We start from the raw sequence: 24,180 nt of genomic DNA on the forward strand, positions 1-24,180 counted from the left end.
CCTACAGCTGTGGAGTGCGCTCCACCAAAGACAACGCCGCCCCGTGGGCGGCGTCTCTCGATCGCGATGGCAACGTGAACCGGCTGCGGCCTATTCCTTCCGCTCCGAGGTCCAGCCCTTGTACTCCGCGACATTGTCCCGGGTGATCAGCTTGGAGGGCAAGAGCTCGACGGTCGAGGCCGGCTTCTGGCCGTTGAGCAGGCCGACGCCGATCTGGACGGCGCGGCGGGCCATGAAGAACGGGTCCTGCGAGGCGGAGGCCTGGATCTGCTTGGTGGCCGGATCCTTCAGCGCCGCCTCGATGTCCGGCGCGCCGTCGACGGCCGTGATGATGATGCCGGTGCGCTGCTGCTGGCGTGCGGCGAGATCGGTGCCGATCGCCTGCGGATCGTTGATCGCGAAGATGGCGTCGATCTTGGCAAAGCGCGTCAGGTAGCCCTGCGTCACCGTGAGGCCACCCTCGCGCGAGCCCTTGCCGTCCTGGTCGCTCGACAGCACCTTGATGCCCGGGGCCTTGGCGAACACGCTCTTGCAGCCGTTGACGCGATCGATCACCGCCGACACCTGCGGACCGTTCTGGATGATGACGTCGCCTTTGCCGCCGAGCTTGTCGACGATGTACTGGCACGAGATCTCGCCGGCCTGCACGTTGTTGGTGGTCACGGTGGCATCGGCGCCTTCGGCCGCGGTGTCGACCGCGACGACGAGAATGCCTGCCGCCTGCGCCTTCTTGATCGCGGGGCCGATCGCCTTGGGATCGCCGGGGTTGAGCAGGATCATGTCGACGCCCGCGGCGATGAAATTGTCGATCTGCGTGACCTGCTTGCCGAGATCATATTCGAAGCCGACCGTGGTGATCTTGACGCTCGGGTTGGTCTTCTTGGCCTCGAACTCCGCGCCCTTCGACAGCGCGACGAAGAACGGGTTGCCGAGCGAGCCGAGCGAGATGCCGATCGATTTCAGCTCCTTGGCCGAGGACGGCGCGGAGCTCATGACAAGCGCCAGCGCGGCACCGGCGAGCGATATCGTCTTCAACATGGGTGTCCTCCCTGGCCCTTGGCTTGTTGTCTACGCACGGCGGACCAGTGGCCGTGGAAGAATGCGTTGCGGCGAGCGCGGGCCCGCCGTTAATTCTCAGGTGCGGGCCGAGCCTTGCAGGCGGTAGCGGTCGAGCGCGACGGCGCCGATGATGACGAGGCCCTTGATCACGTACTGCCAGATGTCCGACACGCCGACGAGAATGAGCCCGTTCGACAACACGGCGATGATGAGCGCGCCGACCAGCGTGCCCCAGATCGAGCCGATGCCGCCGACGAAGGAGGTGCCGCCGAGAATCACGGCGGTGATGGCGTCGAGTTCGTAGGACTGGCCGAGCTGCAGGCCGTTGGCGGCATAGAGCCGCGCCGCCTGCATGCCGCCGCCGAGGCCGGCAAGCAGGCCGGACATGCCGTAGACGAACATCAGCACCGCCCAGACCTTAATGCCGGCGAGCCGCGCCGCGCTCTCATTGCCGCCGACGGCATAGATGTGGACGCCGAGCACGGTGCGGCGCAGGATCAGCCATGAGCCGAGAATAACCAGCAGCGCGATCACTGACAGCCATGGGATCGAGACGATTCCGGGAATGATCGTCAGCGAGGCATTGCCGATGAACGCGTAAGGGATCTCAGGATTGAACACGGTGGTGTCGGCGCCCATCAGCCGGGCAAGGCCGCGCACGGCGGTGAGCGATCCGAGCGTGACGATGAACGGCGGAAGCCGCAGCAGCGCGATCAGCGCGCCGTTGACGATACCAAAGGCGAACCCTGTCAGCACGGCCGCGGGTAGCCACAGCGCGCCGAGCTCCGGCATTTTCGACACCGTCAGGCCGGCCATCGCGGCGGCGGCGAGGATCGAGCCGACCGAGAGGTCGATGCCGCCGGTCAGGATCACGAAGGTCATGCCGGCGGCGAGCACGGTGTTGACCGCGGCCTGCTGCAGCACGATGCCGAGATTCTGCCCGGTGAAGAAGCGGCCGTCGGACAGCATGTGGAAGCCGATACACAGGATCAGCAGCACCGGCAGCATGCCGGCGGCGCGGATCATCAGCCGCAGGCGCTGCTGCTTGTTGTCAGTCGCGGACGGCAACCCAGCGGCCGGCGCGGTCTTGGCTTGCGCTGTGTTGTCAGGCATCGACGTGCTCCATCCCGGTGGCCAGCGCCATGATGTCTTCCTGCGTGATCGGCGAAGTCGCGCTCTGCCGCAGCTCGCCGGCGAGATGTCCCTCGCGCATCACCAGCACGCGGTCGCAGATACCTAGGATCTCCGGCAGGTCGGAGGAAATCACCAGGATCGCGGTGCCAGACTTGGCGAGATTGTCGATGATCGAATAGATCTCGGACTTGGCGCCGACATCGACGCCGCGGGTCGGCTCGTCGAGGATCAGCACCTTCGGCGCGGTCGCGAGCAGTCGCGACAGCAGTACCTTCTGCTGATTGCCGCCGGAGAGTCCGCCGACCGTGACGCCCGGATTGGGCGCGCGGATGCCCAGTGCAGAAAACGCCTCGTCGGCGCGTGTGCGCGCCTTGTCGCGATCGAGAATGCCGCCAAGCCGGGCGTCGCGGCCGATCACCGCGAGGTTGATGTTGTCGGCGCAGGACATGTCGAGGAACAGGCCGAGCGCCTTGCGGTCCTCGGTGAGATAGGCGATCCCGGCATCGAGCGCGTCGCGCGGCGTCGCGATCTCGATCCGCTCGCCGTCGAGCTCGAGATGTCCCGTGGCCTTCGCTGTCGCGCCGATGATGAGATGCGCGAGCTCCGTGCGCCCCGCGCCGATCAGCCCGGCGAGGCCGACGACCTCGCCGGCATGCACGGTGAGCGAGCAGTTCCTGACGCGATGGCCGTCGCCGAGATCGACCGCCGTCAGCACCGCGCGGTCGCGCCTGGCATGCGGATCGTGATCCTTCTTGTAGAACGAGGAGACGTCGCGGCCGACCATCATCCGCACGATGCTGTCGGCGCGGATCTCCGGCTTGTCGAGCGAGCCGACCAGGCGGCCGTCGCGCAGCACGGTGACGCGGTCGCCGAGCGCATAGACCTCGTCCATGCGATGCGAGATGTAGATGATGGCGAGGCCTTCTGAGCGCAGCTGCCGGATCAGCGCGAACAGCTTTTCGCTCTCGCCCGCCGACAGCGAGGTGGTCGGCTCGTCCATGATCAGGATCTTGGAGCGCGCATGCAGCGCGCGGGCGATCTCGACCAGCTGGCGCTGGCCCATCGACAGCTCGCCGACCAAGGTCGAGGCCGTGAAGTCGGCGCCGAGCCGCGCCAGGATCGGGCCGACGCCCTCGCGCATCGCGCCGCGCGCCAAGAGGCCGCTCTGCGACAGCTCGCGTCCGAGGTAGATGTTTTCGGCGACCGTCAGGTTCGGCGCCAGCGACAACTCCTGGTAGATGATCGAAATGCCCGCCGCGCGGCCGCCGAGCGGGCCCTCGATGCGCGCGACCTGGCCGTCGATGCGGATCTCGCCGCCGGGATCGGGCCGATAGGCGCCGGACAGGATCTTCATCAAGGTGGATTTGCCTGCGCCGTTTTCACCCATCAGCGCATGGACTTCGCCGGCATAGACGGTCAGGTCCACCTTCTGCAGGGCCTTGATGCCGAAGAATGACTTCGACACCCCGCGCATCTCGAGGATCGGACCGTTCATCGTGCCTCCCAATGCACGTCGTCTTATCGTCCGCTGCTCGTTGATGTCGGCAGCGGGGACGCCATTAAACTAGAGGCTGTTGCCGAATACAATATGAAAGACAAACCGCAGGGATTTGCGGGTGGAGTCGAAAGCCCGTTGAGTTCGAAGCCGATCAAGCTTTCGCCAGCGCGGCAGCCGCCCGGCATCTTTGGCCGCCCGCGCCGGTCGCGGTCTCCGCGCAACGCAGGATAGGCGCGGAGCGATGCCAGTCTCCGGATAGCTTTATCGCCGGATGCGGATTATCCCGGGGTCTCGCGACGAGATCGACCTGAGGGAGTTGAGACATGCAGCCATCCGACCCGTCCGCCCGGCGTTCGCCGCGCCTGCTTGGCCATTATGTGCTGGTCACCGGCGCGGCGCAGGGGATCGGCCGCGCCATCGCGGTGCGGTTCGCCGAGGAGGGCGCGCATGTCGCAGTCAATTTCGGTGGCCCGTCGCCGTCGGGCGACGAGACGCTGGCGCTGGTCCAGGCGGCGTCCGCCGCGCATGGCCACGGTGCGCGCGACCATGTCGCCGTGAAGGCCGACATCGGCATCGAGACTGACATCGCGAGCATGTTCGAGACTCTGCTGAAGCGCTGGCCGCGGCTCGACTGCCTGGTCAACAATGCCGGCTTCCAGCGGGAGTCGCCGAGCGAGGCGCTCGATGTCGCCGCCTATCGCAAGATCCTCGAGGTGAATCTCAACGGCGCGGTGCTGTGCGCGCGCCATGCGCTGGCCCATTTCGTCGCACGCGGCGGCGGCGGCAACATCATCAATACGTCGAGCGTGCACCAGATCATTCCGAAGCCCGGCTACCTCGCTTATTCAATCAGCAAAAGCGCGATGGCCGGCCTCACGCGCACCCTGGCGCTGGAGTTCGCCGGCCGCGGCATCCGCGTCAATTCGGTCGGGCCCGGCGCGGTCGACACGCCGATCAACGCGTCCTGGACCGGCGATCCGCAGAAGCGCTCCGTGGTGGAATCGCATATCCCGATGGGACGAGTCGCGTCGGCCGAGGAGGTCGCCGGCGTATTCGCCTTCCTCGCCTCGTCGGAGGCGAGCTATATCACCGGACAGACGATCTATGCGTGCGGCGGCATCACCCTGTTCGGCGAGTTTCGCGACAATTGGGCGAGCTGATCGGCTGCCCGGCTCCTGCGTTGCCTCGTCCGGGCGCGTTCGGTCGAACCGTGCATGTCCTGGTGAAGCTTCGTTAAGCATCGCCAGCGCATGGCTGCTTCTCGCGGGTGCAGCGATATTTCATTAAGCTGCGGGTACGATAGTGCGCGCAATTCGTGAAGTGGAACTGCGATGCAACGCCTGGACCCGGAGATTCGTCGCGAGCTGGCGCATCTGCTGTACAGCTCGATGCCGCTGGTCGGGACGATTTCGGCCGCCGCGGTGGTGATCGGGACCGTGATGGCCTGGGTGGCGCGCGACGCAGCCTATGCATGGATCACGGCGGCGCTGTTGGTGGTCGGCGTCTTCCGTGTGGCGAAGCTCCTGATGTTCGCCGCGCGCTTCGATCAGCTCGATGACGTTGCGATCATCCGCTGGGAACGCCTGTACGGATGGGGCGCTGCCGCCTTTGGCCTCGCCGTCGGCGCGCTGTCGGCACGCGCATTTCAGATTGGCGATGGGCCGGGCATCTGGATGTGCTTCGGGCTGTCGATGGCGTTCTGCGTCGGTATCGTCTCGCGCGTCAGCCCGTGGATCGCGATGACCTCCTCGGCGGTGCTGCTGATCCCCACCGTGATCGCCTGCCTGATGCAGCCCGAGCCCGTCTATCGCATGGGCGCCGGCATGATCGTGCTGTTCTGGATCACCTTGCGCGGCACGTCGTATCGGCTGACCGCGGCCTTCACCGAGCGGATCATGGCGCAGCAGGCGCTGGCGCGACAGGCGCATCGCGACTACCTCACAGGGCTGCCGAACCGCGCCGCCTTCGTCGCGGCGCTGTGGCGCGCTGAGCGCCCGATCGCAATCATCGCCGTCGATCTCGACGGCTTCAAGCTCGTCAACGACCGCTTCGGGCATCAGGCCGGCGACGAGCTGCTCTGCCAGGTCGGCGCGCGCCTGCAGGATTGTCTCGCCGGCAAGGGCATCGCAGCGCGGTTCGGCGGCGACGAGTTCATGCTGCTGCTGCCGACTGCCGAACGCAGTGCGGCGCTGGCGCTCGCCGAGGCCGCAGTATCGGCATTGTCTCAGCCGTTCACGCTGGCCGGAACGCGCGTGCAGATCGGCGCGAGCGCGGGCATCCTGGTCACCGAAGATCAGATGGCCGAAACGGTGGCTTTGCTCGACCAGGCCGACCGCGCGCTCTATGCCGCCAAACGCGCTGGTGGACAGCGCTGCTGCTGGGCCGACGCGGATCTTTCCGTCGCCACCACATGGACGCAGGTTCCGGCGGCGCCGTCGCTCATCCTGTTCGACTAGCGCTTCGCTCACGCGGGGCACATGCTCTGGCAACACCGGAGCAGAGCCGCTATCCTCGCTGAAACCAGGACGCAGGGAGGAGCAGCCGTTGCGCAGCATCAGGATCGGCGCAGGCGCCGGCTATTCCGGAGACCGCATCGAGCCCGCGGTGGAGCTCGCCGAGAAGGGCGGCCTGAATTATCTCGTGTTCGAATGCCTGGCCGAGCGCACCATCGCGCTGGCGCAGCAGGCGCGCATGAAGGACCCCGCTGCGGGCTATGACCCGCTGCTCGCTGCGCGCATGCAGGCGGTGCTGCCGATCTGCCGCGCCAACAACATCCGTATCATCACCAACATGGGTGCCGCCAATCCGATCGCGGCCGCCGAAGCCACACGCGCGCTGGCGCGTCAACTCGGGCTGACCGGTCTCAAGATCGCGGCCGTCACCGGCGATGACGTGCTGGATCAGTTGAAGACGGCCGACGTCGCGCTCGACACCGGCGACACGATCCACGGTCTTGGCAACCGCATCGTCTCGGCCAACGCCTATGTCGGCGCGCGCGGCATCGCCGAGGCGCTGGCGTCGGGCGCCGACGTCGTGATCACCGGGCGCGCGGCCGATCCCGCGCTGTTTCTCGGGCCTCTGATCCATGAGTTCGGTTGGGCCTGGGATGACTGGGACAGGCTCGGGCAGGGCACGGTGGTCGGTCATCTCCTGGAATGTGCGGGCCAGATCACCGGCGGCTATTTCGCCGATCCCGGCTTGAAGGACGTACCGGATCTGGCGCGGCTCGGCTTTCCCATTGGTGAGGTGCGCGAGGACGGCGAGCTGATCGTGACCAAGGTCGCGGGCTCCGGCGGCCGCGTCACGCCGGCGACGGTGAAGGAGCAACTGCTCTACGAGATCCACGATCCCGCGCAGTATATCCAGCCGGATGTGGTGGCAGACTTTGCGGCCGTCACCGTCGAAGAGATCGGCCGGGATCGTGTCCGCGTGGTGGGTGGCCGGGGCCGGCCGAAGACCGGACTGTTGAAGACGTCGGTCGGCTATCTCGATTCCTATATCGGCGAGGGGCAAATCTCCTATGCCGGTCCGGGCGCGGTTGCGCGCGGCCGCCTCGCGCTCGAGGTCGTGAAGGAGCGGCTGGCGCTGACGGGCGTGGCGACGAGCGAGCTGCGCTGCGATCTGATCGGCGCGAACGCGCTGCATGGCGAGGGCCGCGCCGAAGGACACGCGCCCTACGAGGTGCGCCTTCGTGTCGCGGGCCGGACCGAGACGATGGCTGAAGCGATCCGCATCGGCAACGAGGTCGAGACGCTCTACACCAATGGTCCGGCGGGTGGCGGCGGCGCCTGGAAATCGGCGCGCGAGGTCATCGCGGTGGCGTCCTGCCTCGTGCCCGAGCGCGCGGCCGAGCTCTGCATGAGCATGCTGGTGGCCTGAATTTTCGAGGGCTTCCCGGACGGCGTCCGCTGGCGCAAAGTGTGCGCAATGTTTGCGATGCCCGAGACCGGAGAGACTCCCATCCATGTATGACGTTCTTGTCGTCGGCGGCGGCTCCGCCGGTGCCGCCGTTGCAGCGCGCCTGTCCGAGGATCGCGACCGGCGGGTGCTGCTGCTTGAAGCGGGCGCGGATTGGCGCGCGGCCGACGTGCCCTGGGAGATCGCCACCCCCAATCCGATCCCGATCATCCATGAGCGCGCCTTCCAGGAGAAATGGCAGTGGTCGCAACTGATGTCGCGCCGCGTCGCCGGGCAGGAGATGCGCTTCTACTGGCGCGGAAAGGGCCTCGGCGGCAGCTCGATGATGAACGGCCAGATCGCGATCCGCGGCGTCGCCGATGCGTTCGACGAATGGGCCGCGAACGGCTGCACCGGATGGTCGGCCAAGGAAATCATGCCGCTGTTCTCGGTGATCGAGGATGATCTCGCCTTCGGCGACCGCGATGGACATGGAAGCGGCGGGCCGCTGCCGGTGTATCGCGCGCCGCCGGAGCAATGGGGCCCGATCGATCGGGCCTTGCGCGATGCGGCGCTGGCGAGCGGCTATCCCTGGTGCGACGATCTCAACGGGCTCGATGGCGAGGGCGTCGCCTGCTACCCGATCAATAGCCGCGACAGCCGCCGCATCTCGACCAATGAAGGCTATCTGGAGCCGGCGCGCGGACGTCCCAATCTGGAGATTCGCGGTCGCGCGCTGGTCGATCGTCTGCTGATCAGCGATGGCCGTGTCACCGGCGTGCGCGTGCATCTCGAAGGCGAGGGCGTCAAGGAGATCGCCGCGCGCGAGATCGTGCTGTGCGCCGGCGCCATCCACAGCCCGGCGATTCTGCTGCGATCGGGCATCGGGCCTGCGGCTGATCTGCAGGCGATGGGCGTCGCGATCGAGCGCGATCTTCCCGTCGGCCGGCACTTCTTCGATCATCCGCTGTTCCGCACCACGATCCAGTTGCGCGAGGAGCTGCGTCCGACCGATCGCGACACCCGGCACACCAATTGCTGCGTCACCTATTCGTCGGGGCTCGCCGAAGGCGGCAAGCGCGACATGATCCTGATCGCGTTCAACCACCGCGGCATCGGCGTGCCCGGCGCGATCGGCGCCGGCCTGTTCAACGCGTTCTCGCGCGGGACGTTGAAGCTTGCCTCGACCGATCCGACCGTCGATCCGATCGTGGAGGAGAACATGCTCGCTGATGTCCGCGACATCGCGCGGATGCGCGATGCGGTGAAGCGACTGGCCGTGATCACGACGCAGCCGGCACTGCAGGAAGCCGCGGACTGGATCCGCCTCGGCGATACGACACTCACCTTGCCGCAAGCGGCCGCGCTGCCGGATGCCGAGCTCGATGCGTTGTTGCGTCAGATCACCGGCGACATCCAGCATGCAGCGGGCACCTGCCGCATGAGCGCTTTTGACGACGCCGATGGCGTCGTCAATCCGGACGGCACCGTGAAGGGCATCACCGGCCTGCGCGTCGCCGACGCCTCGATCATGCCATCCGACTGCCGCGCAAACACGCATTTCACCACGGTGGTGATCGGCGAGGCGATCGCGCGGATGATGCGGCAGCGGTGAGCTGACGAGCTTCATGGGGAACTCCTCGCCCTGAGGAGCACGCCGAAGGCGGGCGTCTCGAAGGGCGAGGCCACAGCGCGGGCCTCATGGTTCGAGACGCGCCTTCGGCGCTCCTCACCATGAGGAGCGAAAGCCGGCGGCACCGCCACCGGACCGTGAAGGAGCGGCCGGGGTCTCTCCACGACGTCATTGCGAGCGCAGCGAAGCAATCCAGGGGCCGCATGCGTGGCCCTGGATTGCTTCGTCGCTGCGCTCCTCGCAATGACGATAGAGAGAGGGCGTCCGGTGGCAGGTGATGCAGCCGCTGACCTAGAACCTCACGCGATCGCGAACCGCAGTCCGGCGCGGGCGCGGCCGCCGGAGATCGCGATCGGGGTGCCGTCGGCGCGCCAGCACGCGGCGCCCGTCATGATGCCGTCGTCGCCGAACGCGATCGCGTTCATGCCGCCGGCGACGACCGGCTCGCGCTTGACGACATGGCCGCGCGAGGCGAGCGCGTTCGCAACGTCGTCCGGAAAGGCCGGCTCGAGCTCGAGCACGCCGCCCTGCGTCCACAGCCGCGGCGCCTCGACCGCCTCCTGCAGTGACATGCCGTGGTCGATGAGGTTGACCAGCGCCTGGAACGCGGAGGGGAAGATGCGCAGGCCGCCGGGCAGGCCGAGTGCGTAGCGCAAGCGTCCGTCGCGCAGCGCCATCATCGGCGCCATCGAGGTGAAGACGCGCTTGCCGGGTGCGATCGACAATGCGCGGCCGGGATGCGGATCGAAATTGTACATGTAGTTGTTGGCAGTCATGCCGGTGCCGGGGATCTGCACGCAGGCGCCGAACAGGCCATTGATGGTCTGGGTCGCGGCGACGACGTTGCCCTCGGCATCGGCGACGGTGACGTGGGTGGTGTTGGCCGATTCAGTCGGCGAAAGCCCCGGACCGAAGCTCGTGGCCCTGGCCATGTCGATTTCCGCGCGCCGCTCGGCCGCGTACGACTTCGATGTCAGGCGTTCGACCGGCACGTCGACGAAGGCCGGATCTGCAGTCGCGACGGCGCGGTCGGCGAAGGCGATCTTCAGGGCTTCGGCGAGCAGATGCGCGCCGTCGGCCGAGCCGAAGCCGAGCGCGCCGACGTCGAAGCCTTCGAGGATGTTGAGCATCTGCGCGATGTGCACGCCGGATGAGGAGGGCGGCGGCGGACCGAGGATTTCATAACCGCGATAGGAGCCGCGAATGGGCTCGCGTTCGATCACGCGATAGGCTTGCAGGTCGGCCGCATCGATCAGACCGCCCTGGTCTGCCATGTCGTTGGCGAGCGCGACTCCGAGCGGCCCGCCGTAGAGCGCGTCCGGTCCCTGCTCGGCAATCAGCCGCAGCGTGGCGGCGTAGTCGGTCTGGATCACGCGCGTGCCGGCTTTGACCGCTTCGCCGCCGGGCAGGAACAGCGCCGACAGATTCGGATCGCGGGCGAGATCGCCCGCGACCTGCCGGACGCAGTCGGTGAGATAGGCGCTTGCGATGAAGCCGTGCTCGGCGAGCCGGATCGCGGGCGCCATCACCTCGTGCAGCGGCAGCCGGCCGAACCGCGTCAGCGCCTCGCACCAGCCTTTCAGCGCGCCGGGCACCGCGACGGCCAAGGCGCCGACCGCGTTGCGGCGGTCGCGCGTCTCGCGGGCCAGCGCGATCTCGTCCGAGACGGGATCGTACATGTCCGCCGTGGCGCGCCCTGGCGCGGTGCTCAATCCGTCGAGCACGATGTGGCGGCCATCGGCGAGCCGGATATGCGACAGGCCGCCGCCGAGAATGCCGACCATCATCGGTTCGACCACCGTCAGCGCGAACAGCGCCGCGATGGCGGCATCGATCGCATTGCCGCCGCGCATCAGCATCTCGGCGCCGGCGCTGGAAGCCAGCGGGTGATTGGTCACCACCATGCCGCGCGAGCCGGTCGCGGGCTGCTTCTCGCAGGTGAAGTCGGCGATGCGGTGGTTGGACGAAGCCATTCGGTGTCTCCTGTGTCGCCCCGATCCTGACCCATCCGTTGCGTCAGGGGAAGAGCGCGGCCGCAGGGACGAACTGATAGGTGCGCGACGCATGGCTCGGCGCGCATCGATCTCTCCGGCCGCGTTCTCATTGCCGCGCATCTGTGTTAGGGCTTCAGTAGTTCCACTTCACGGGCCCAGCTGATTTCATGCCTCACTACGATCTGATCATTCGCGGCGGGCGTGTGCTCGACCCGGAAACCAAGCTCGATGCCACCGCCGATGTCGCCATCAAGGATGGCGCGATCGCCGCGGTCGGCGATGTCGGCAGTGCGGCTGATCGGGTGATCGACGCGGCGGGCCTCGCGGTCGTGCCCGGCTTCATCGATCTGCACGCGCACGGCCAGTCGTTGCCGGCGGATCGCATGCAGGCGTTCGACGGCGTCACCACGACACTGGAGCTCGAGGTCGGCGTGCTGCCGGTGGCGCGTTGGTATGATGAGCAGGAGGCGATCGGCCGCACGCTCAACTACGGCGCGGCCGCGGGCTGGGTGTTCGCGCGCATCGCGACGATGACGACACAGCAGACCGCCTCGACCATCGGCGGCATGGGCGAGGCGATGCGCGACAAGCGCTGGGTCGAGGAGGCCGCGACACCGGCCGAGACCGCGGAGATCGTCGAGCGCACCAGGCAGGCGCTCGACCAGGGCGGCCTCGGCATCGCCTTCCCGAACGCCTATGCGCCGGGCACCGGCATGAAGGAGCTGTCCGAGCTGTGCAGCCTCGCGGCGAAGCAGGACGTGCCGACCTACACCCACATCGCCTACATGTCGAATGTCGACCCGCGCAGCTCGGTCGACGCCTATACGCGGCTGATCGGCCTGGCCGGCTCGACCGGCGCGCACATGCACATCTGCCACTTCAACAGCACCAGCCTGCAGGACGTCGAGCGCTGCGCCGAGCTCGTGCAGACCGCGCAGAAGCAGGGCCTCAAGGTCACGACGGAGGCCTATCCCTACGGCACCGGCTCGACCGTGGTCGGCGCCGGCTTCTTCGCCGATCCCGCCTTCTGCCAGCGCATGGGCACCGGCTATGACGCGATCGAGATGGTGGCCGAGCGGCATCGCCTCGGCAGCCGCGACGAGCTGTTGCAACGGCAGCAGGAGGATCCCGGCGCGCTGGTGCTGATCCATTTCCTCGACGTCGCCGTCAACCAGCGCCACCGCGACCTGCTCGACGTCTCCGTGCTGTTTCCGGGCGGCGCCATCGCCTCCGATGCGATGCCGTGGATTCTGGCCAACGGCACCGACTACACCGGCGACGCGTGGCCGCTGCCTGATGACGCCGTGTCGCATCCGCGCTCGTCGGCGACCTTCACCAAATTTCTGCGCGAATGGGTGCTGGACCGCAAGACGGTGCCGCTGATGGACGGGATCGCCAAGTGCACGCTGATCCCGGCGCAGATCCTGGAGACATCGACGCCCGCGATGCGCAAGAAGGGCCGGCTGCAGGCCGGCTGCGACGCTGACATCGCCGTGCTCGATCTCGAGAGCTTGCGCGACCGCGCCGACTTCCTCAACATGAACCGGGCATCGGAAGGCGTCAGGCATCTGCTCGTCAACGGCGCGGCCGTCATCAGCGACGGCGATCTCGTGCGCGATGCGCGGCCGGGACGCGCCGTGCGCCGGCCCGTGCTGTCATGATCGTCCCGGTCCTGCTGGTCGCCGGCGCGCTCGGCGCCGGCAAGACCACCTTGCTGAATCATCTGCTCGCCGACCCCGGCGGCCGGCGGATCGCCGCCATCGTCAACGATTTCGGCGCGGTCGACATCGACGCGCAGCTGCTCGGTACGGTGACCGAGGAGGTGATCAGCCTGAAGAACGGCTGCATCTGCTGCTCGCTGCAGGGCGACCTGCTGCGCACGCTGTCCTCCGTCATCAAGCGCGATCCGGCGCCGGATGCGATCGCGATCGAGACGTCCGGCATTTCCGATCCCGCCGAGATCATCCGCAGTTTGATGGACCCCGTGATCTTCAAGGTCGCGCCGCTCGAGACGGTGGTGACCTTGGTCGATCCGCAGCGGCTGCATGACGAGCCCGAGCTGGCGCAGGAGGCGCTATGGCGCTCGCAATTGCGCGCCGCGGACTTCGTGCTGCTCAGCAAGGCCGATCTGCTCGATCGCGCCGCGCTCGACTCCGTCAGGAGCATCGTCGGCCGCTTCAAGCCGCAATCCGCGATCTTCGAGATCGCGCACGGCGCCGTCGCGCGGGACCTGCTGTTCAGCCGCGACATCCGCGCGCCGCGCATATTGCCGCCGCAGCTCCCCGCCGCCGCCGAGCCATTCGCGACGATGACCTGGACGTCACAGGCGCCGCTGTCGCTGGCGCGCTTCCAGGAGGTGATCGGCCGCCTGGCGCCGCGCACGCTGCGCATCAAGGGCGTGCTGTCCTTCACCGAGCATCCCAACCAGCCGATCCTGTTCCAGTCGGTCGCGACGCGCGGCACGCTGGCGCCTTCGCCGGTGGCGCCGCCCGAGGAGCTGACCGCACAGCTCGTGCTGATCGGTCGCGAGGGCGAGCTCGACGAGGTGGAGATCGACGCGCTGCTGCGCGGCGTGATCGTGTCCTGAAATCGACCTGAAGGCTCAGCCGGCCTGGCGCAGCGCGCCAGTGTCGGCGTCCACCCAGGTGCAGCCACCGCCGCCGGCACGCTTGGCGGCGTACAGCGCGCTGTCGACCTGGCGTAGCAGGTCGTCGACCGCGTCATCCGTGAGCGGGCGATCATTGACGAGCAGGCCGGCGCTGGCGCCGATGATGACGGGAATATCCGACAGCAGGAACGGCATCGACAGCGCGCGGACCGCCTCGCGCGCCAGCAGCAAGGCCTCGTCGCGCGCCTGCGTACCGCCCGCGACCGGCTTCAGCAGCATGAACTCGTCGCCGCCGAACCGCGCGGCCAGGCCGTCAGATCCGACGCAGCTCGACAGCCGGCCCGCGACCTGGCGCAGCAGGTCGTCGCCGGCATGATGGCCGTGGCGGTCGTTGACGGGCTTGAAGCCGTCGAGATCGATGGCGATGATCGCGACGCTGCCGGTGGCAGCTTCCAGCGCAGCGAGGAACGCCGCGCGATTTGGCAGCCCGGTGAGGAAGTCGTGGTTGGCCTGGCGCGCCAGCGCGTGCTTGGCCTCCAGCCGTTCGATGAAGGCGGTGCTGAGATGGCGCGACGCCTCGCGGATCGAGAACCAGAACAGCACCAGCATCGCGGCGCCGAGCTGATAGGGCAGCTCGGGACGCATCAGGCCGGCGACCAAGGTCGGGGCAAACAGTACGGCGGTGGCGCTCAGCACCACCCAGGGGCGGATCGCCGCGCGCGACACCATGCCGACGCAATACGACATCGACAGGCCGAACGCGATCCAGGCGCCCGGCGCATCATTGAGCTGGAACGCGCGGAAGGTGAGGGCGCCGAGCGCGAGACCGAAGGCGGCGGCGCCGGCGGCGTAGACCTTTTCCCACAGGATCACGTCGCGGTCGGACAGCCGCGCGGCATGTTGCTTGTAGCGCAGCAGGCTGACCACGCGCCCCACGGCGTTGACGATGATCGCAATGGCAATGGCGATGTAGCCGGGGTCGCGATGCAGGATCGCCAGCGTCACCGAACCGGTGATGGCGGCGGCGTTGATCGACATGACCTGAGGCAGGGACGTGTACAGCAGATCGACCAGCTCGCGCCGGATCGCCGGATTCGGATGGATGAAGGTCGAAAGCAGCCCATGTCCCATGACGCCACCATGGGACACCTTTGCTAACAGTTGATGGGCGAGGACTGTTCGCGCGGACGGAGCTTCGCGATTACCTTAAAGCTTCGTCAATCGCTCAGGGTGCCCGGCTGGGATCGCTGGTGGCATAGGCCGGTGTCGCCGTCGACAGCCGCGCCGGGAGCGGCGCTGCGGCGGCCACCCGCGGGGCCTCGGCCTTGGGCGCTTCCGGCTTCACGTCCGCCTTCGCCTCGGCCTTGGGCGGGTCGAGCTTCAGCGGGCGCAGCGGCTGCCGCTTGGCCATTGCGTCCAGAACGGCGCGGTTGGCCTTGTCGATCCGCTTGGCGGCGGCGACGTCGGCGAAGGCGCGGTCGAACTTGCGCAACCGGTAGAACACGATGCCGCGGTCGATATAGGCGTCCTGGTAGCGCGGATCGAGCTGGATCGCCGCGTCGAGATCGGCCAGCGCCGCCGCAAAGTCGCCTTTCTGGAAGGCGGCCATGCCGCGATCATGCCGCGCCTGGGCCTCGTTCGAAGGCGTGCCGCCTGGCAGTACGGCCTCCGCCGCGCAGGGCGCGGTGGCGCCGGCGGCACATGGCGCATGATCCTGATCGGCCGAATTGGCCGCATCGGCCTTGCCGGCCCGCGCCGTGGCCGGGTCCACGGCCGCCGCAGCGTTGCCGCCCGCGACACTGGCCGCCGGCTCGCCGCCGGCATTGGCCGGCGCTTCGCCCACGGTCACCGCCTCGGGCATCACGGCGGCGGTTTCGATCGGCTTGGCCGGCACCTCGGACGGCTTGAGCTTGTTGGTCGCGACCACGACCGGCTTGAGCGGGGCGACCGAGGCCGACGACATGTGGGTGAACAGCAGATAGCCGGTGAGCGCCACGGCCGAGGCGCCGGCCAGCGCCATTACGCCGGAAGCGACCTTGTGCACCTTGGCGGCGACGGCGAGCTTGTTGTCCTGCTGGTGCTCGTCGCGGGCGGCGCCGAGCAGCCGGTCATAGGCCGTGCGCTGCTCCTTGTCGCCGAGGATATCGTGGGCGCGAATGATCTGCCGAAACCGCAACGCGGCGTCGGGATCTCCGGGATTGACGTCGGGATGGCTTTCCTTGACCGCCTTGCGGAAGGCGGCGCGGATGTCCTCAGCGTCATCGTCCGGAAGAGCTCCGAGTAAATCGTAAAGCGTCTTCATGGCCGCACTCGCTGCAGGTTTCCCTCGTCTCCGATCGAAATTCCCACCGCGAATTTACGCTCGAATTTACGCTGGAGCACTCGAACTAACTCTTTCCACTTGGCATGATGATGCGCCAATCCGGCGGAAAAATGACTGAAAATGGCGAAGTCGGTAGCCATTTCTGCCGCCTTTGGCACCATCACGCCCGTTTTTCGCCACCGAGCGCTACGCAATCTTCGATTGCGGATCGCAAACTCATCGCGATGACCGAGGACTTGCGTCATGGTGAAGAAAAAGTTTGAAGCAGCGTTTAACGCGGCTGCTAACTGATTGCCCCGCGAGCGTATCGCCCGCCAGCGCTGGTGTGAGTTCCGGGCCTGAGGCTCGGATCGGGCCGGCTGCGGTTGGCGCCTTCCCGGATCAGGCCACGTGGCGCTCGGCTTGCAGATGCGCCGGCAGGGCCGCTATACCGACCTCATGACTGATTTTCATGGTGTCTTTCCCTACCTCGCGACCCCGATCAGCGCCGATGGCACGATCCGCACCGATGTGCTGGGGCGGCTGTGCGACGACCTGATCCATGCCGGCGTGCACGGGCTGACGCCGCTCGGTTCGACCGGCGAGTTTGCCTATCTCGACCGCGCCCAGCGCATGACTGTGGTCGAGGCGACGATCGATGCCGCGCGCGGCCGCGTTCCCGTCATCGCCGGCGTGGCCTCGACCGCCATTGCCGACGCCGTGGCGCAGGCCAAGGCGTATCAGGCGCGCGGCGCGAGCGGCATCCTGGCAGTGCTGGAGGCCTATTTCCCGGTCAATGATGCCGGCGTGGCGGCCTATTTCCGCGCCATCGCCGATGCCGTCGACATTCCCGTGGTGATCTACACCAATCCGCAGTTCCAGCGCTCGGACCTGTCGCTCGACGTGATCGCCGATCTCGCCGAGCACCCGCGCATCAACTACATCAAGGACGCTTCGACAAACACGGGCCGGCTGCTGTCGATCATCAATCGCTGCGGCGATGCCATCAAGGTGTTCGCGGCGTCCTCGCATATCCCGGCAGCCGTGATGATGATCGGCGGTCACGGCTGGATGGCCGGACCCGCCTGCATCATCCCGCGCCAGAGCGTGGAGCTCTACAATCTCTGCAAGGCGTCGTGCTGGGACGACGCGATGATGCTGCAAAGGAAGCTGTGGCGCGTCAACGAGGCCTTCGCCCGCTTCAACCTCGCCGCCTGCATCAAGGCGGGCCTGTCGATCCAGGGCTACGATGTCGGCGACCCCGTGCCGCCGCAGGCCGCGCTGACGTCGGAGCAGCGCAGGGTCGTCGAAGAGGTGCTGTACAGCCTGGGGTGAGCGCTTGCTCCGGTCTTTCCATGCGTCATTCCGGGGCAGCCCGAAGGGCTGAGCCCGGAATCCATACGCCGTGTCCCTTACTTCGGGCAGGCTCGGAGACGTCGAGCTTCCAAACCCCCGCTCGTGATTATGGATTCCGGGCTCGCGCGGTCGCGCGCCCCGGAATGACCACCCCTGTTGTGTCGGGCGGCAAATCCGCTAAAACCCCATGCAATTACATTGAACTTGCCAAGGATTCCCGGATGAACATTCTTCCCAACAATATGCGGTTCGGTGCGGGCCAGCCCGTCAAGCGGCTCGAGGATCAGCGGCTGCTGACCGGGAAGGGGCAGTTCATCGACGACAAGCCGGAAGACGGCGCGCTCTGGCTCTATGTCCTGCGCTCGCCGCATGCGCATGCCAGGATCCTGTCGGTCGACACCGCCGCCGCGCGCGAGATCGCCGGCGTGGAGGCGATCTACACCGGCGCCGACCTCGTGGCCGACGACATCGGCACCATTCCGACCTTGGCGATCTTCAAGCGTCCCGACGGCAAGCCGATGACGGTGCCGCCGCGTCGCCTGCTCGCGCATGAAATCGTGCGCTACACCGGCGAGGCTGTCGCGGCCGTGGTCGCCACCTCGCGCGTGATCGCGCAGGAGGCGGCTGAGGCGATCGTGGTCGACTACGAGGTGCTGCCGGCTGTCACTGATCCGGTGAAGGCGATCGAGCCAGGCGCGCCCGCGGTCTGGGCCGAGGCGCCCAACAACATCGTCGCGGCGATGAGCTATGGCGATGCCGCCAAGGTCGAAGAGGCCTTCGCCAGCGCCCCGCACAAGGTGTCGCTCGACATCACCAGTCAGCGCCTGGTGCCCTCCGCGATGGAGCCGCGCTCGACCATCGCCGAGATCGAGAAGAAGACCGGCCGCCTGTTGTTGTACGTACAGTCGCAGACCCCGGCCTCGACCCGCGACGTGCTCGCCGACGCCGTGCTGAAGCGACCGAAGGAGAGCATCCGCGTGCTGGTCGGCGACATCGGCGGCGGCTTCGGCCAGAAGACCAACCTCTATCCCGAGGACGGCATCGTCGCCTATGCCGCGACCAAGCTGTCGAAGAAGATCCGCTGGCGCGCCGAGCGCACCGACGAGTTCGTCGGCGGCACCCATGGCCGCGACCTCACCTCGACCGCGGAGTTCGCGCTCGACGCCAAGGGCAAGGTGCTGGCCTATCGCGTGCGCTCGATCGGCGCCACCGGCGCCTATTCGTCCGGTGCGGCCAACATCATCCCGCTGGTGCTCGGTCCCTTCGTGCAGACCGGCGTCTACGACCTGCCGCTGGTGCATTTCGAGATCAAGACCGTCATGACGCACACGGCACCGGTCGGCGCCTATCGCGGCGCCGGACGTCCCGAGGCGGTGTTCATCGTCGAGCGCCTGTTCGACACCGCGGCGCGCCAGATCGGCATCGATCCGCGCACCATCCGCAAGGCGAACTACATCAAGCCGGCGCAGCTGCCCTACACCAACGCCGTCGGCCAGGTGTATGATTCCGGCGCCTTCGCCCACATGCTGGAGCGCGCCGCCAAGCTCGCGGACTGGGACGGCTTCAACGCGCGCAAGCGCGAGGCCAAGAAGCGCGGCATGCTCTACGGCCGCGGCCTCACCAGCTACATCGAATGGACCGGCGGCCGCGCCCACACCGAGAAGGTGTCGCTGCATGCGACCTCCGAGGGCCGCGTCATCCTGCATTCCGGCACCATGGCGATGGGGCAGGGCCTGCAGACCACCTATACACAGATGATCTCCGATACGCTCGGCATCCCGCTCGACAAGATCGACGTCGTGCAGGGCGACACGGATCTGGCCACCGGCTTCGGCAGCGTCGGCTCGCGCTCGCTGTTCGTCGGCGGCACGGCGGTCGCGGTATCCTCGAACGACCTGATCACCAAGGCGCGCGAGAAGGCCTCGAACCTCTTGGAGACCGCGGTCGAGGACATCGAGTATCGCGACGGCGTCCTGACCGTCGTCGGCACCGACCGCCGCATCAGCCTGTTCGACATCGCCGGGAAGGAGCAGGGCGCCAAGCTGTCGGTGGACAGCGAGGGCGAGGTCGACGGCCCGAGCTGGCCGAACGGCACGCATATCTGCGAGGTCGAGATCGATCCGGACACCGGCATCAGCCGCGTGGTGCGTTACACCACGGTCGACGACGTCGGCGTCGCGGTCAATCCGATGCTGGTGGCCGGCCAGATCCATGGTGGCGTCGCGCAGGGCATCGGCCAGGCGCTGTACGAGAACGTCGCCTATGATACCGACGGCCAGCTCCTGACCGCGACCTATCAGGACTACTGCATCCCGCGCGCCGACGACGTGCCGCCGATCGCGGTCACGCTCGACGATTCCGCCCCCTGCAAGACCAACCCGCTCGGTGCCAAGGGCTGCGGCGAATCCGGCGCCATCGGCGGCCCGCCCTGCGTCACCAACGGCGTCATGGACGCGCTGTTCGAGCTGGGCATCACCAACCTGCAGACGCCGCTGACGCCGGAAAAGGTGTGGGCTGCGATCCGGGATGCCAAGGCGAAGAAGGCGGCGGCGTAAGTCCGGAGCACAGCGGCTCTCATCAGAGCCCTTTGGATCCGAGCCCTCCCCCTCCCCCTTGCGGGGAGGGGTCGGGGGTGGGGGTCTCCGGGCGCCGAACGTAGTTGAGCGCGCCAATCAATCTCGCCGTGCTCGCGGATTGATCGAGTGCAAACATTGGACTGCATCAGCCGCGCTGATGATTTGGTTTCCTCATAGTCAGCGTCATTCGGGGACCCCCCACCCCCGACCCCTCCCCGCAAGGGGGAGGGGAGCGCACCGGCATCGGGGCGGCAGCCGGGGTCCAGCTTCTAAGTGTTGTTCACCTGAGATGAGACAGCGGGGTACCTTTGATCGCTGATCGGCAGCTCGAGCCTCACGCTGAAATCACATGCTCCACCGTCGAAGCGTAAGCGGCCGCCATGGGCTTGTGCGACCTCGTTGGCGATCGCAAGTCCGAGCCCGGAGCCGTGCGAGCCAGCGCCCTTCTGGAACGGCACCAGCAGCCCCGCCTGCGCCTCCGCCGCAATGCCCGGCCCATCATCCCAGACGACGATCGCGACACGCTCCGCTGTCCGCTCCACCTTCACCATCAGCCGCGTCCGCGCCCCATGTGCCAGCGCATTGTGGATGAGATTGGCGAGCGCCTCGCGCAGGCTGATGGCATCTCCTGCGACGACGACATCGTCGTCCGATTCCACGAAACTCACGGAGACTTCACGGTCCAGCGACAGCGGCACGCTCTGCGACAGCACGGACTTGGCCAGCGCGTTGATATCGGTCGGCGCGAGGCGAGGTGCCTGCGCGCGGTGCTGGATCATCGCGTGATCGAGCAACTGACTGGTGAGGCGGGCAAGATCCCCGATGCGGCCGCGCAGCCGGTCGAGCGTCTTCGGATCTTTGCTCTGATCGCTCAGCAGCTCCACCTCAGCATCGATCGCGGCCAGCGGCGTCCGCAGCTGATGCGTGGCGTCGGCGATGAATCGCTGCATCAGCGTGATCCGCTCGGACAAGCGCTGCATGAAGCCGTCGATGGCGCCGACCAGCGCGCGCACCTCGCGCGGCGGGGTGATCGCAATCGGGCTGAGATCGTCCGGCCGGCGCTTGACGATTTCGGCCTCGATCCGCGTCAGCGGCGCGAACACCAGCCGCAGGCACAACGCGGTCGCGACCAGCGCCAGCAGGCTCATGGCGGCGATCAGGCCGATCGCCTTCGAGGCGAGATCCCAGGTCAGGCCATCGCGGGCGCGCAAGGTCTGCGCTAGGACGATCTCGCTCCAGCCGTCGCCGGGGGCACCATCGAGCCGCCGCGCCACGGCGGCGATGCGCACCGGCTGGTCGCGGTACACGCCATCACGCAGCACGACGCCTTCGCGCAGCTTGCTCTTTGGGGCCTGGATCGTGAGATCGTCATAGCCGGCAATGACCACGCCGCGCGGATCGGTGACGCGGTAGAACACGAGGTCATAGGCCGACAAGGTCGCGAACGCCGCCGCCGGCGGATCGAGCGTCACCACGCCGCCTTGCATGTAGATGTTTTCGGCGACCTGCACGGCGCCGCCGGCGAGCAGCTTGTCATAGGCATCGCGCGCGGCCGTGGCCGCATATTGCCAGGCGGCGAGGCTGAGCACGACAGCACCTACGGCCAGGATCGCGCCGATTGCGATCAGCAGCCGCGCGCGCAGCGACGTCTTGATCTCACGAAGCGTGGAGCTGATAGCCAAGGCCGCGCTCGGTCTTGATTTCGACGGTCGTGGCCGCGAGCTTGCGCCTGAGACGCGCGATGAACTGCTCGACCGCGTTGGGACTCGGATCCTGGTCGAAGCTGAACAGCTGCTCGACCAGTTCGTCCTTCGCCACATAGCGCCCGGGACGGGCGGCCAGGATCTCCAGCACGGTGAGTTCGCGGCGCGTCAGGTCGAGCGGTTGGCCGGCGACGCTCGCGGTCCGCCCGGCGCGATCGATCACCAGCGGCCCGAGCGTCAGCAGATTGTCGGATTGGCCGGCGGCACGGCGGAGCAGGGCGCGGGCGCGCGCCTCCAGCTCGCGATAGTCGAACGGCTTGATCAGGTAGTCGTCAGCGCCGAGATCCAGCGCGCCGATGCGGTCGTCGACCGCCGAGCGCGCGGTCAGCACCAGCACCGGCGTGCGCAGGCCGCGCTTGCGCAAATGCTTGAGCACGGCGAAGCCGTCCATGTTCGGCAGCATCACGTCGAGCACGATCAGATCATAGGTCTGCACCTCGATCAGCTCGCTCGCGGTGCGGCCGTCCTTCTCCCAGTCGACGGCGTAGCCGATCCGCTCGAACCGGCTGGTCACGGCGGCGCCGATCTCGGGCGTGTCTTCCACCAGCAGGATGCGCAAGGTCGTGGTCTCAGTCCCGGAGTCAGGTTCGCGTCAGTCTCCTCCTCTATCACTTCGAACAAGGGCGCCGAAGTGCACCAGGCGAAATTTCGCGCTGCAACATAGAGGGGAGGACGCATGACCGTCCATCAGACACCATCCCAGTTCGAGCCGCTGCTCTCCGTCGAGGGCGTGACGCTCCAGTATAAGACGCCGGACACCCTGGTCACGGCAACCTATCGTGTCGATTTCAAGGTGTTCGATTCCGACCGCTTCGTGCTGCTCGGCCCCTCCGGCTGCGGCAAGTCCACGCTCCTGAAGGCGATCGGCGGTTACCTCAAGCCGACCGAAGGCCGCATCCGGCTCAAGGGCCATGAGGTCACCGAGCCCGGTCCGGACCGCATGATGGTGTTCCAGGAATTCGACCAGCTCCTGCCCTGGAAGACGGTGCGCGAGAACGTCGTGTTCGCGCTGACCGCGAGCGGCCGGCTGAGCACTGATGAGGCGCAGGAGCGCGCCAAATCCTATATCGACAAGGTCGGCCTCACCAAGTTCATCGATTCCTATCCGCATATGCTGTCCGGCGGCATGAAGCAGCGCGTGGCCATCGCCAGGGGTATGGCGATGGAGCCGGACGTGCTGCTGATGGACGAGCCGTTCGCCGCGCTCGACGCGCTGACCCGGCGCAAGATGCAGGACGAGCTGCTGCAGCTCTGGCAGGACACCCGCTTCACCGTGCTGTTCGTGACGCATTCGATCGAGGAGGCGATCAAGATCGGCTCGCGCATCCTGTTGCTGTCGCCGCATCCCGGGCGCGTCCGCGCCGAGCTCAACAGCGTGCCGCCGGGCACGATGGGCTCGCCCGAGCAGGTCGCGCTCGAAGGGCGCATCAACGACATGCTGTTCGGCCATCACTAAAGGGACGGGAGAGAGATCATGAGCGAGACGCTGACGCTGCGCCCCGAAATCGTCAATGCGGAGACCCCCCTCGGCGATGTCAAGGTCGAGGCGAGCCTGTCCTGGCTGGAACGCATCTACCGCTTCGGTGCGGTCCGCAAGGCCATCATCCTGGTCGCCCTGGCCGCGCTGTGGCAGGCCTATGGATTGTGGCTCGGCAATCCGCTTCTGTTTCCGACCTTCACCGACACGCTGTCCGCCTTTTTCGACAACATCGCCAATGGCGTCATCCCCGCGCGCACTCTGGTGTCGCTGGAGACCCTGCTGATCGGCTACGGCGTCGGCATCCTGCTCGCCGCAGTGCTGACCACGATCGCGATCGGCTCGCGGATCGGCGCCGATCTGCTGGAGGCGCTGACCTCGATGTTCAACCCGCTGCCGGCGATCGCGCTGCTGCCGCTGGCGCTGATCTGGTTCGGCCTCGGCAAGGGGAGCATCATCTTCGTACTGGTGCATTCGGTGCTGTGGGCGATCGCGCTCAACACCCATTCCGGCTTCCGATCGGTGTCGAACACCCTGCGCATGGTCGGCCTGAACTACGGCCTGCGCGGGCTGAAGCTGGTGCGCTTCATCCTGATCCCCGCCGCCTTCCCGGCGATCCTGACCGGCCTGAAGGTCGGCTGGGCCTTCGCCTGGCGCACCCTGATCGCCGCCGAGCTGGTGTTCGGCGTGTCCTCGGGCTCGGGCGGGCTCGGTTGGTTCATCTTCGAGAACCGCAACCAGCTGGAGACGGCCAACGTGTTCGCCGGCCTGTTCACCGTGATCATCATCGGCCTCGTGATCGAGAACGTCGTGTTCGCCACCATCGAGCGCAAGACGGTGCGGCGCTGGGGCATGCAGCACTGATGAGCTATAAGCAAAACAA

19 protein-coding genes are annotated in these 24,180 nt (G+C 67.3%); 10 read left to right on the plus strand and 9 right to left on the minus strand.

The window, feature by feature from the left end; genetic code table 11:
• Positions 1-90: 90 nt before the first annotated feature.
• The 3 genes from ACQR1Y_RS23925 to ACQR1Y_RS23935 all read right to left on the minus strand — a co-directional run bounded on the left by ACQR1Y_RS23925 (position 91) and on the right by ACQR1Y_RS23935 (position 3,688).
• Complete coding sequence (locus ACQR1Y_RS23925; RefSeq protein ID WP_434878448.1) at positions 91-1,038, minus strand: ABC transporter substrate-binding protein; 948 nt, start codon at positions 1,036-1,038, stop codon at positions 91-93.
• A 96-nt stretch (positions 1,039-1,134) separates the two neighbouring features.
• Positions 1,135-2,172: an ABC transporter permease subunit gene (locus ACQR1Y_RS23930; RefSeq protein WP_434859986.1), complete on the minus strand. Its 1,038-nt coding sequence runs from the start codon at positions 2,170-2,172 to the stop codon at positions 1,135-1,137.
• Positions 2,165-3,688: a sugar ABC transporter ATP-binding protein gene (locus tag ACQR1Y_RS23935; RefSeq protein ID WP_434878449.1), complete on the minus strand. Its 1,524-nt coding sequence runs from the start codon at positions 3,686-3,688 to the stop codon at positions 2,165-2,167. Before ACQR1Y_RS23935 ends, ACQR1Y_RS23930 begins: the two co-directional genes overlap by 8 nt.
• 326 nt (positions 3,689-4,014) lie before the next feature.
• On the opposite strand from ACQR1Y_RS23935, the gene ACQR1Y_RS23940 reads away from it, so the two are divergent.
• The 4 genes from ACQR1Y_RS23940 (at position 4,015) to ACQR1Y_RS23955 (ending at position 9,203) form a co-directional block, all read left to right on the plus strand.
• Complete coding sequence (locus ACQR1Y_RS23940; RefSeq protein WP_434878450.1) at positions 4,015-4,851, plus strand: SDR family oxidoreductase; 837 nt, start codon at positions 4,015-4,017, stop codon at positions 4,849-4,851.
• 171 nt (positions 4,852-5,022) lie between these two features.
• A complete protein-coding gene (locus ACQR1Y_RS23945; RefSeq protein ID WP_434878451.1) occupies positions 5,023-6,147 on the plus strand; it encodes a diguanylate cyclase domain-containing protein in 1,125 nt (374 codons plus the stop codon).
• Between the two features lie 88 nt (positions 6,148-6,235).
• Positions 6,236-7,570, plus strand: coding sequence for an acyclic terpene utilization AtuA family protein (locus ACQR1Y_RS23950; protein ID WP_434878452.1), 1,335 nt, complete (start codon positions 6,236-6,238; stop codon positions 7,568-7,570).
• Between the two features lie 85 nt (positions 7,571-7,655).
• A complete protein-coding gene (locus ACQR1Y_RS23955; RefSeq protein WP_434878453.1) occupies positions 7,656-9,203 on the plus strand; it encodes a GMC family oxidoreductase in 1,548 nt (515 codons plus the stop codon).
• A gap of 317 nt (positions 9,204-9,520) precedes the next feature.
• On the opposite strand, the gene ggt is transcribed toward ACQR1Y_RS23955, so the two are convergent.
• On the minus strand, positions 9,521-11,194 hold the full coding sequence (ggt, locus tag ACQR1Y_RS23960) for a gamma-glutamyltransferase (protein WP_434878454.1): 1,674 nt from the start codon (positions 11,192-11,194) through the stop codon (positions 9,521-9,523).
• Positions 11,195-11,382: 188 nt separating this feature from the next.
• On the opposite strand from ggt, the gene ACQR1Y_RS23965 reads away from it, so the two are divergent.
• Entirely contained in the window at positions 11,383-12,876 is a 1,494-nt protein-coding gene (locus ACQR1Y_RS23965) for an amidohydrolase family protein (RefSeq protein WP_434878455.1), read from the plus strand.
• Positions 12,873-13,802 carry a CobW family GTP-binding protein gene (locus tag ACQR1Y_RS23970; protein ID WP_434878456.1) on the plus strand — a complete coding sequence of 310 codons (930 nt, stop codon included), beginning with the start codon at positions 12,873-12,875 and terminating at the stop codon, positions 13,800-13,802. The genes ACQR1Y_RS23965 and ACQR1Y_RS23970 overlap by 4 nt, the downstream gene beginning before the upstream one ends.
• 15 nt (positions 13,803-13,817) lie before the next feature.
• Here ACQR1Y_RS23970 and ACQR1Y_RS23975 read toward each other — a convergent pair whose 3' ends face one another.
• From ACQR1Y_RS23975 to ACQR1Y_RS23985, 3 genes are all read right to left on the minus strand, one after another.
• The gene (locus ACQR1Y_RS23975) at positions 13,818-14,954 is read right to left on the minus strand and encodes a diguanylate cyclase domain-containing protein (protein ID WP_434878457.1); all 1,137 of its coding nucleotides are present in this window, start codon (positions 14,952-14,954) and stop codon (positions 13,818-13,820) included.
• 94 nt (positions 14,955-15,048) lie between these two features.
• Complete coding sequence (locus tag ACQR1Y_RS23980) at positions 15,049-16,125, minus strand: DnaJ domain-containing protein (protein ID WP_434878458.1); 1,077 nt, start codon at positions 16,123-16,125, stop codon at positions 15,049-15,051.
• Positions 16,122-16,286: a hypothetical protein gene (locus ACQR1Y_RS23985; RefSeq protein ID WP_434859997.1), complete on the minus strand. Its 165-nt coding sequence runs from the start codon at positions 16,284-16,286 to the stop codon at positions 16,122-16,124. The genes ACQR1Y_RS23980 and ACQR1Y_RS23985 overlap by 4 nt, the downstream gene beginning before the upstream one ends.
• 298 nt (positions 16,287-16,584) lie before the next feature.
• Between ACQR1Y_RS23985 and ACQR1Y_RS23990 the strand changes: the two genes are divergently transcribed.
• Both ACQR1Y_RS23990 and ACQR1Y_RS23995 read left to right on the plus strand, forming a co-directional pair.
• Positions 16,585-17,460 carry a dihydrodipicolinate synthase family protein gene (locus tag ACQR1Y_RS23990; RefSeq protein WP_434878518.1) on the plus strand — a complete coding sequence of 292 codons (876 nt, stop codon included), beginning with the start codon at positions 16,585-16,587 and terminating at the stop codon, positions 17,458-17,460.
• Between the two features lie 242 nt (positions 17,461-17,702).
• A complete protein-coding gene (locus tag ACQR1Y_RS23995; RefSeq protein ID WP_434878459.1) occupies positions 17,703-20,036 on the plus strand; it encodes a xanthine dehydrogenase family protein molybdopterin-binding subunit in 2,334 nt (777 codons plus the stop codon).
• A 290-nt stretch (positions 20,037-20,326) separates the two neighbouring features.
• Here the strand turns inward: ACQR1Y_RS23995 and ACQR1Y_RS24000 are convergent, their stop codons facing one another.
• Positions 20,327-21,739 carry a sensor histidine kinase gene (locus tag ACQR1Y_RS24000; RefSeq protein ID WP_434878460.1) on the minus strand — a complete coding sequence of 471 codons (1,413 nt, stop codon included), beginning with the start codon at positions 21,737-21,739 and terminating at the stop codon, positions 20,327-20,329.
• Entirely contained in the window at positions 21,714-22,379 is a 666-nt protein-coding gene (locus ACQR1Y_RS24005; RefSeq protein ID WP_434860000.1) for a response regulator, read from the minus strand. Before ACQR1Y_RS24005 ends, ACQR1Y_RS24000 begins: the two co-directional genes overlap by 26 nt.
• 117 nt (positions 22,380-22,496) lie before the next feature.
• On the opposite strand from ACQR1Y_RS24005, the gene ACQR1Y_RS24010 reads away from it, so the two are divergent.
• Together ACQR1Y_RS24010 and ACQR1Y_RS24015 are read left to right on the plus strand one after the other, a co-directional pair.
• Positions 22,497-23,276, plus strand: coding sequence for an ABC transporter ATP-binding protein (locus tag ACQR1Y_RS24010; RefSeq protein ID WP_434860001.1), 780 nt, complete (start codon positions 22,497-22,499; stop codon positions 23,274-23,276).
• Positions 23,277-23,294: 18 nt separating this feature from the next.
• Positions 23,295-24,161 carry an ABC transporter permease gene (locus ACQR1Y_RS24015; protein ID WP_434860002.1) on the plus strand — a complete coding sequence of 289 codons (867 nt, stop codon included), beginning with the start codon at positions 23,295-23,297 and terminating at the stop codon, positions 24,159-24,161.
• Positions 24,162-24,180 lie beyond the last annotated feature (19 nt).

Source organism: Bradyrhizobium sp. HKCCYLRH3099 (genome assembly GCF_051167855.1).
In the GTDB taxonomy this organism is placed as follows: Bacteria; Pseudomonadota; Alphaproteobacteria; order Rhizobiales; family Xanthobacteraceae; genus Bradyrhizobium.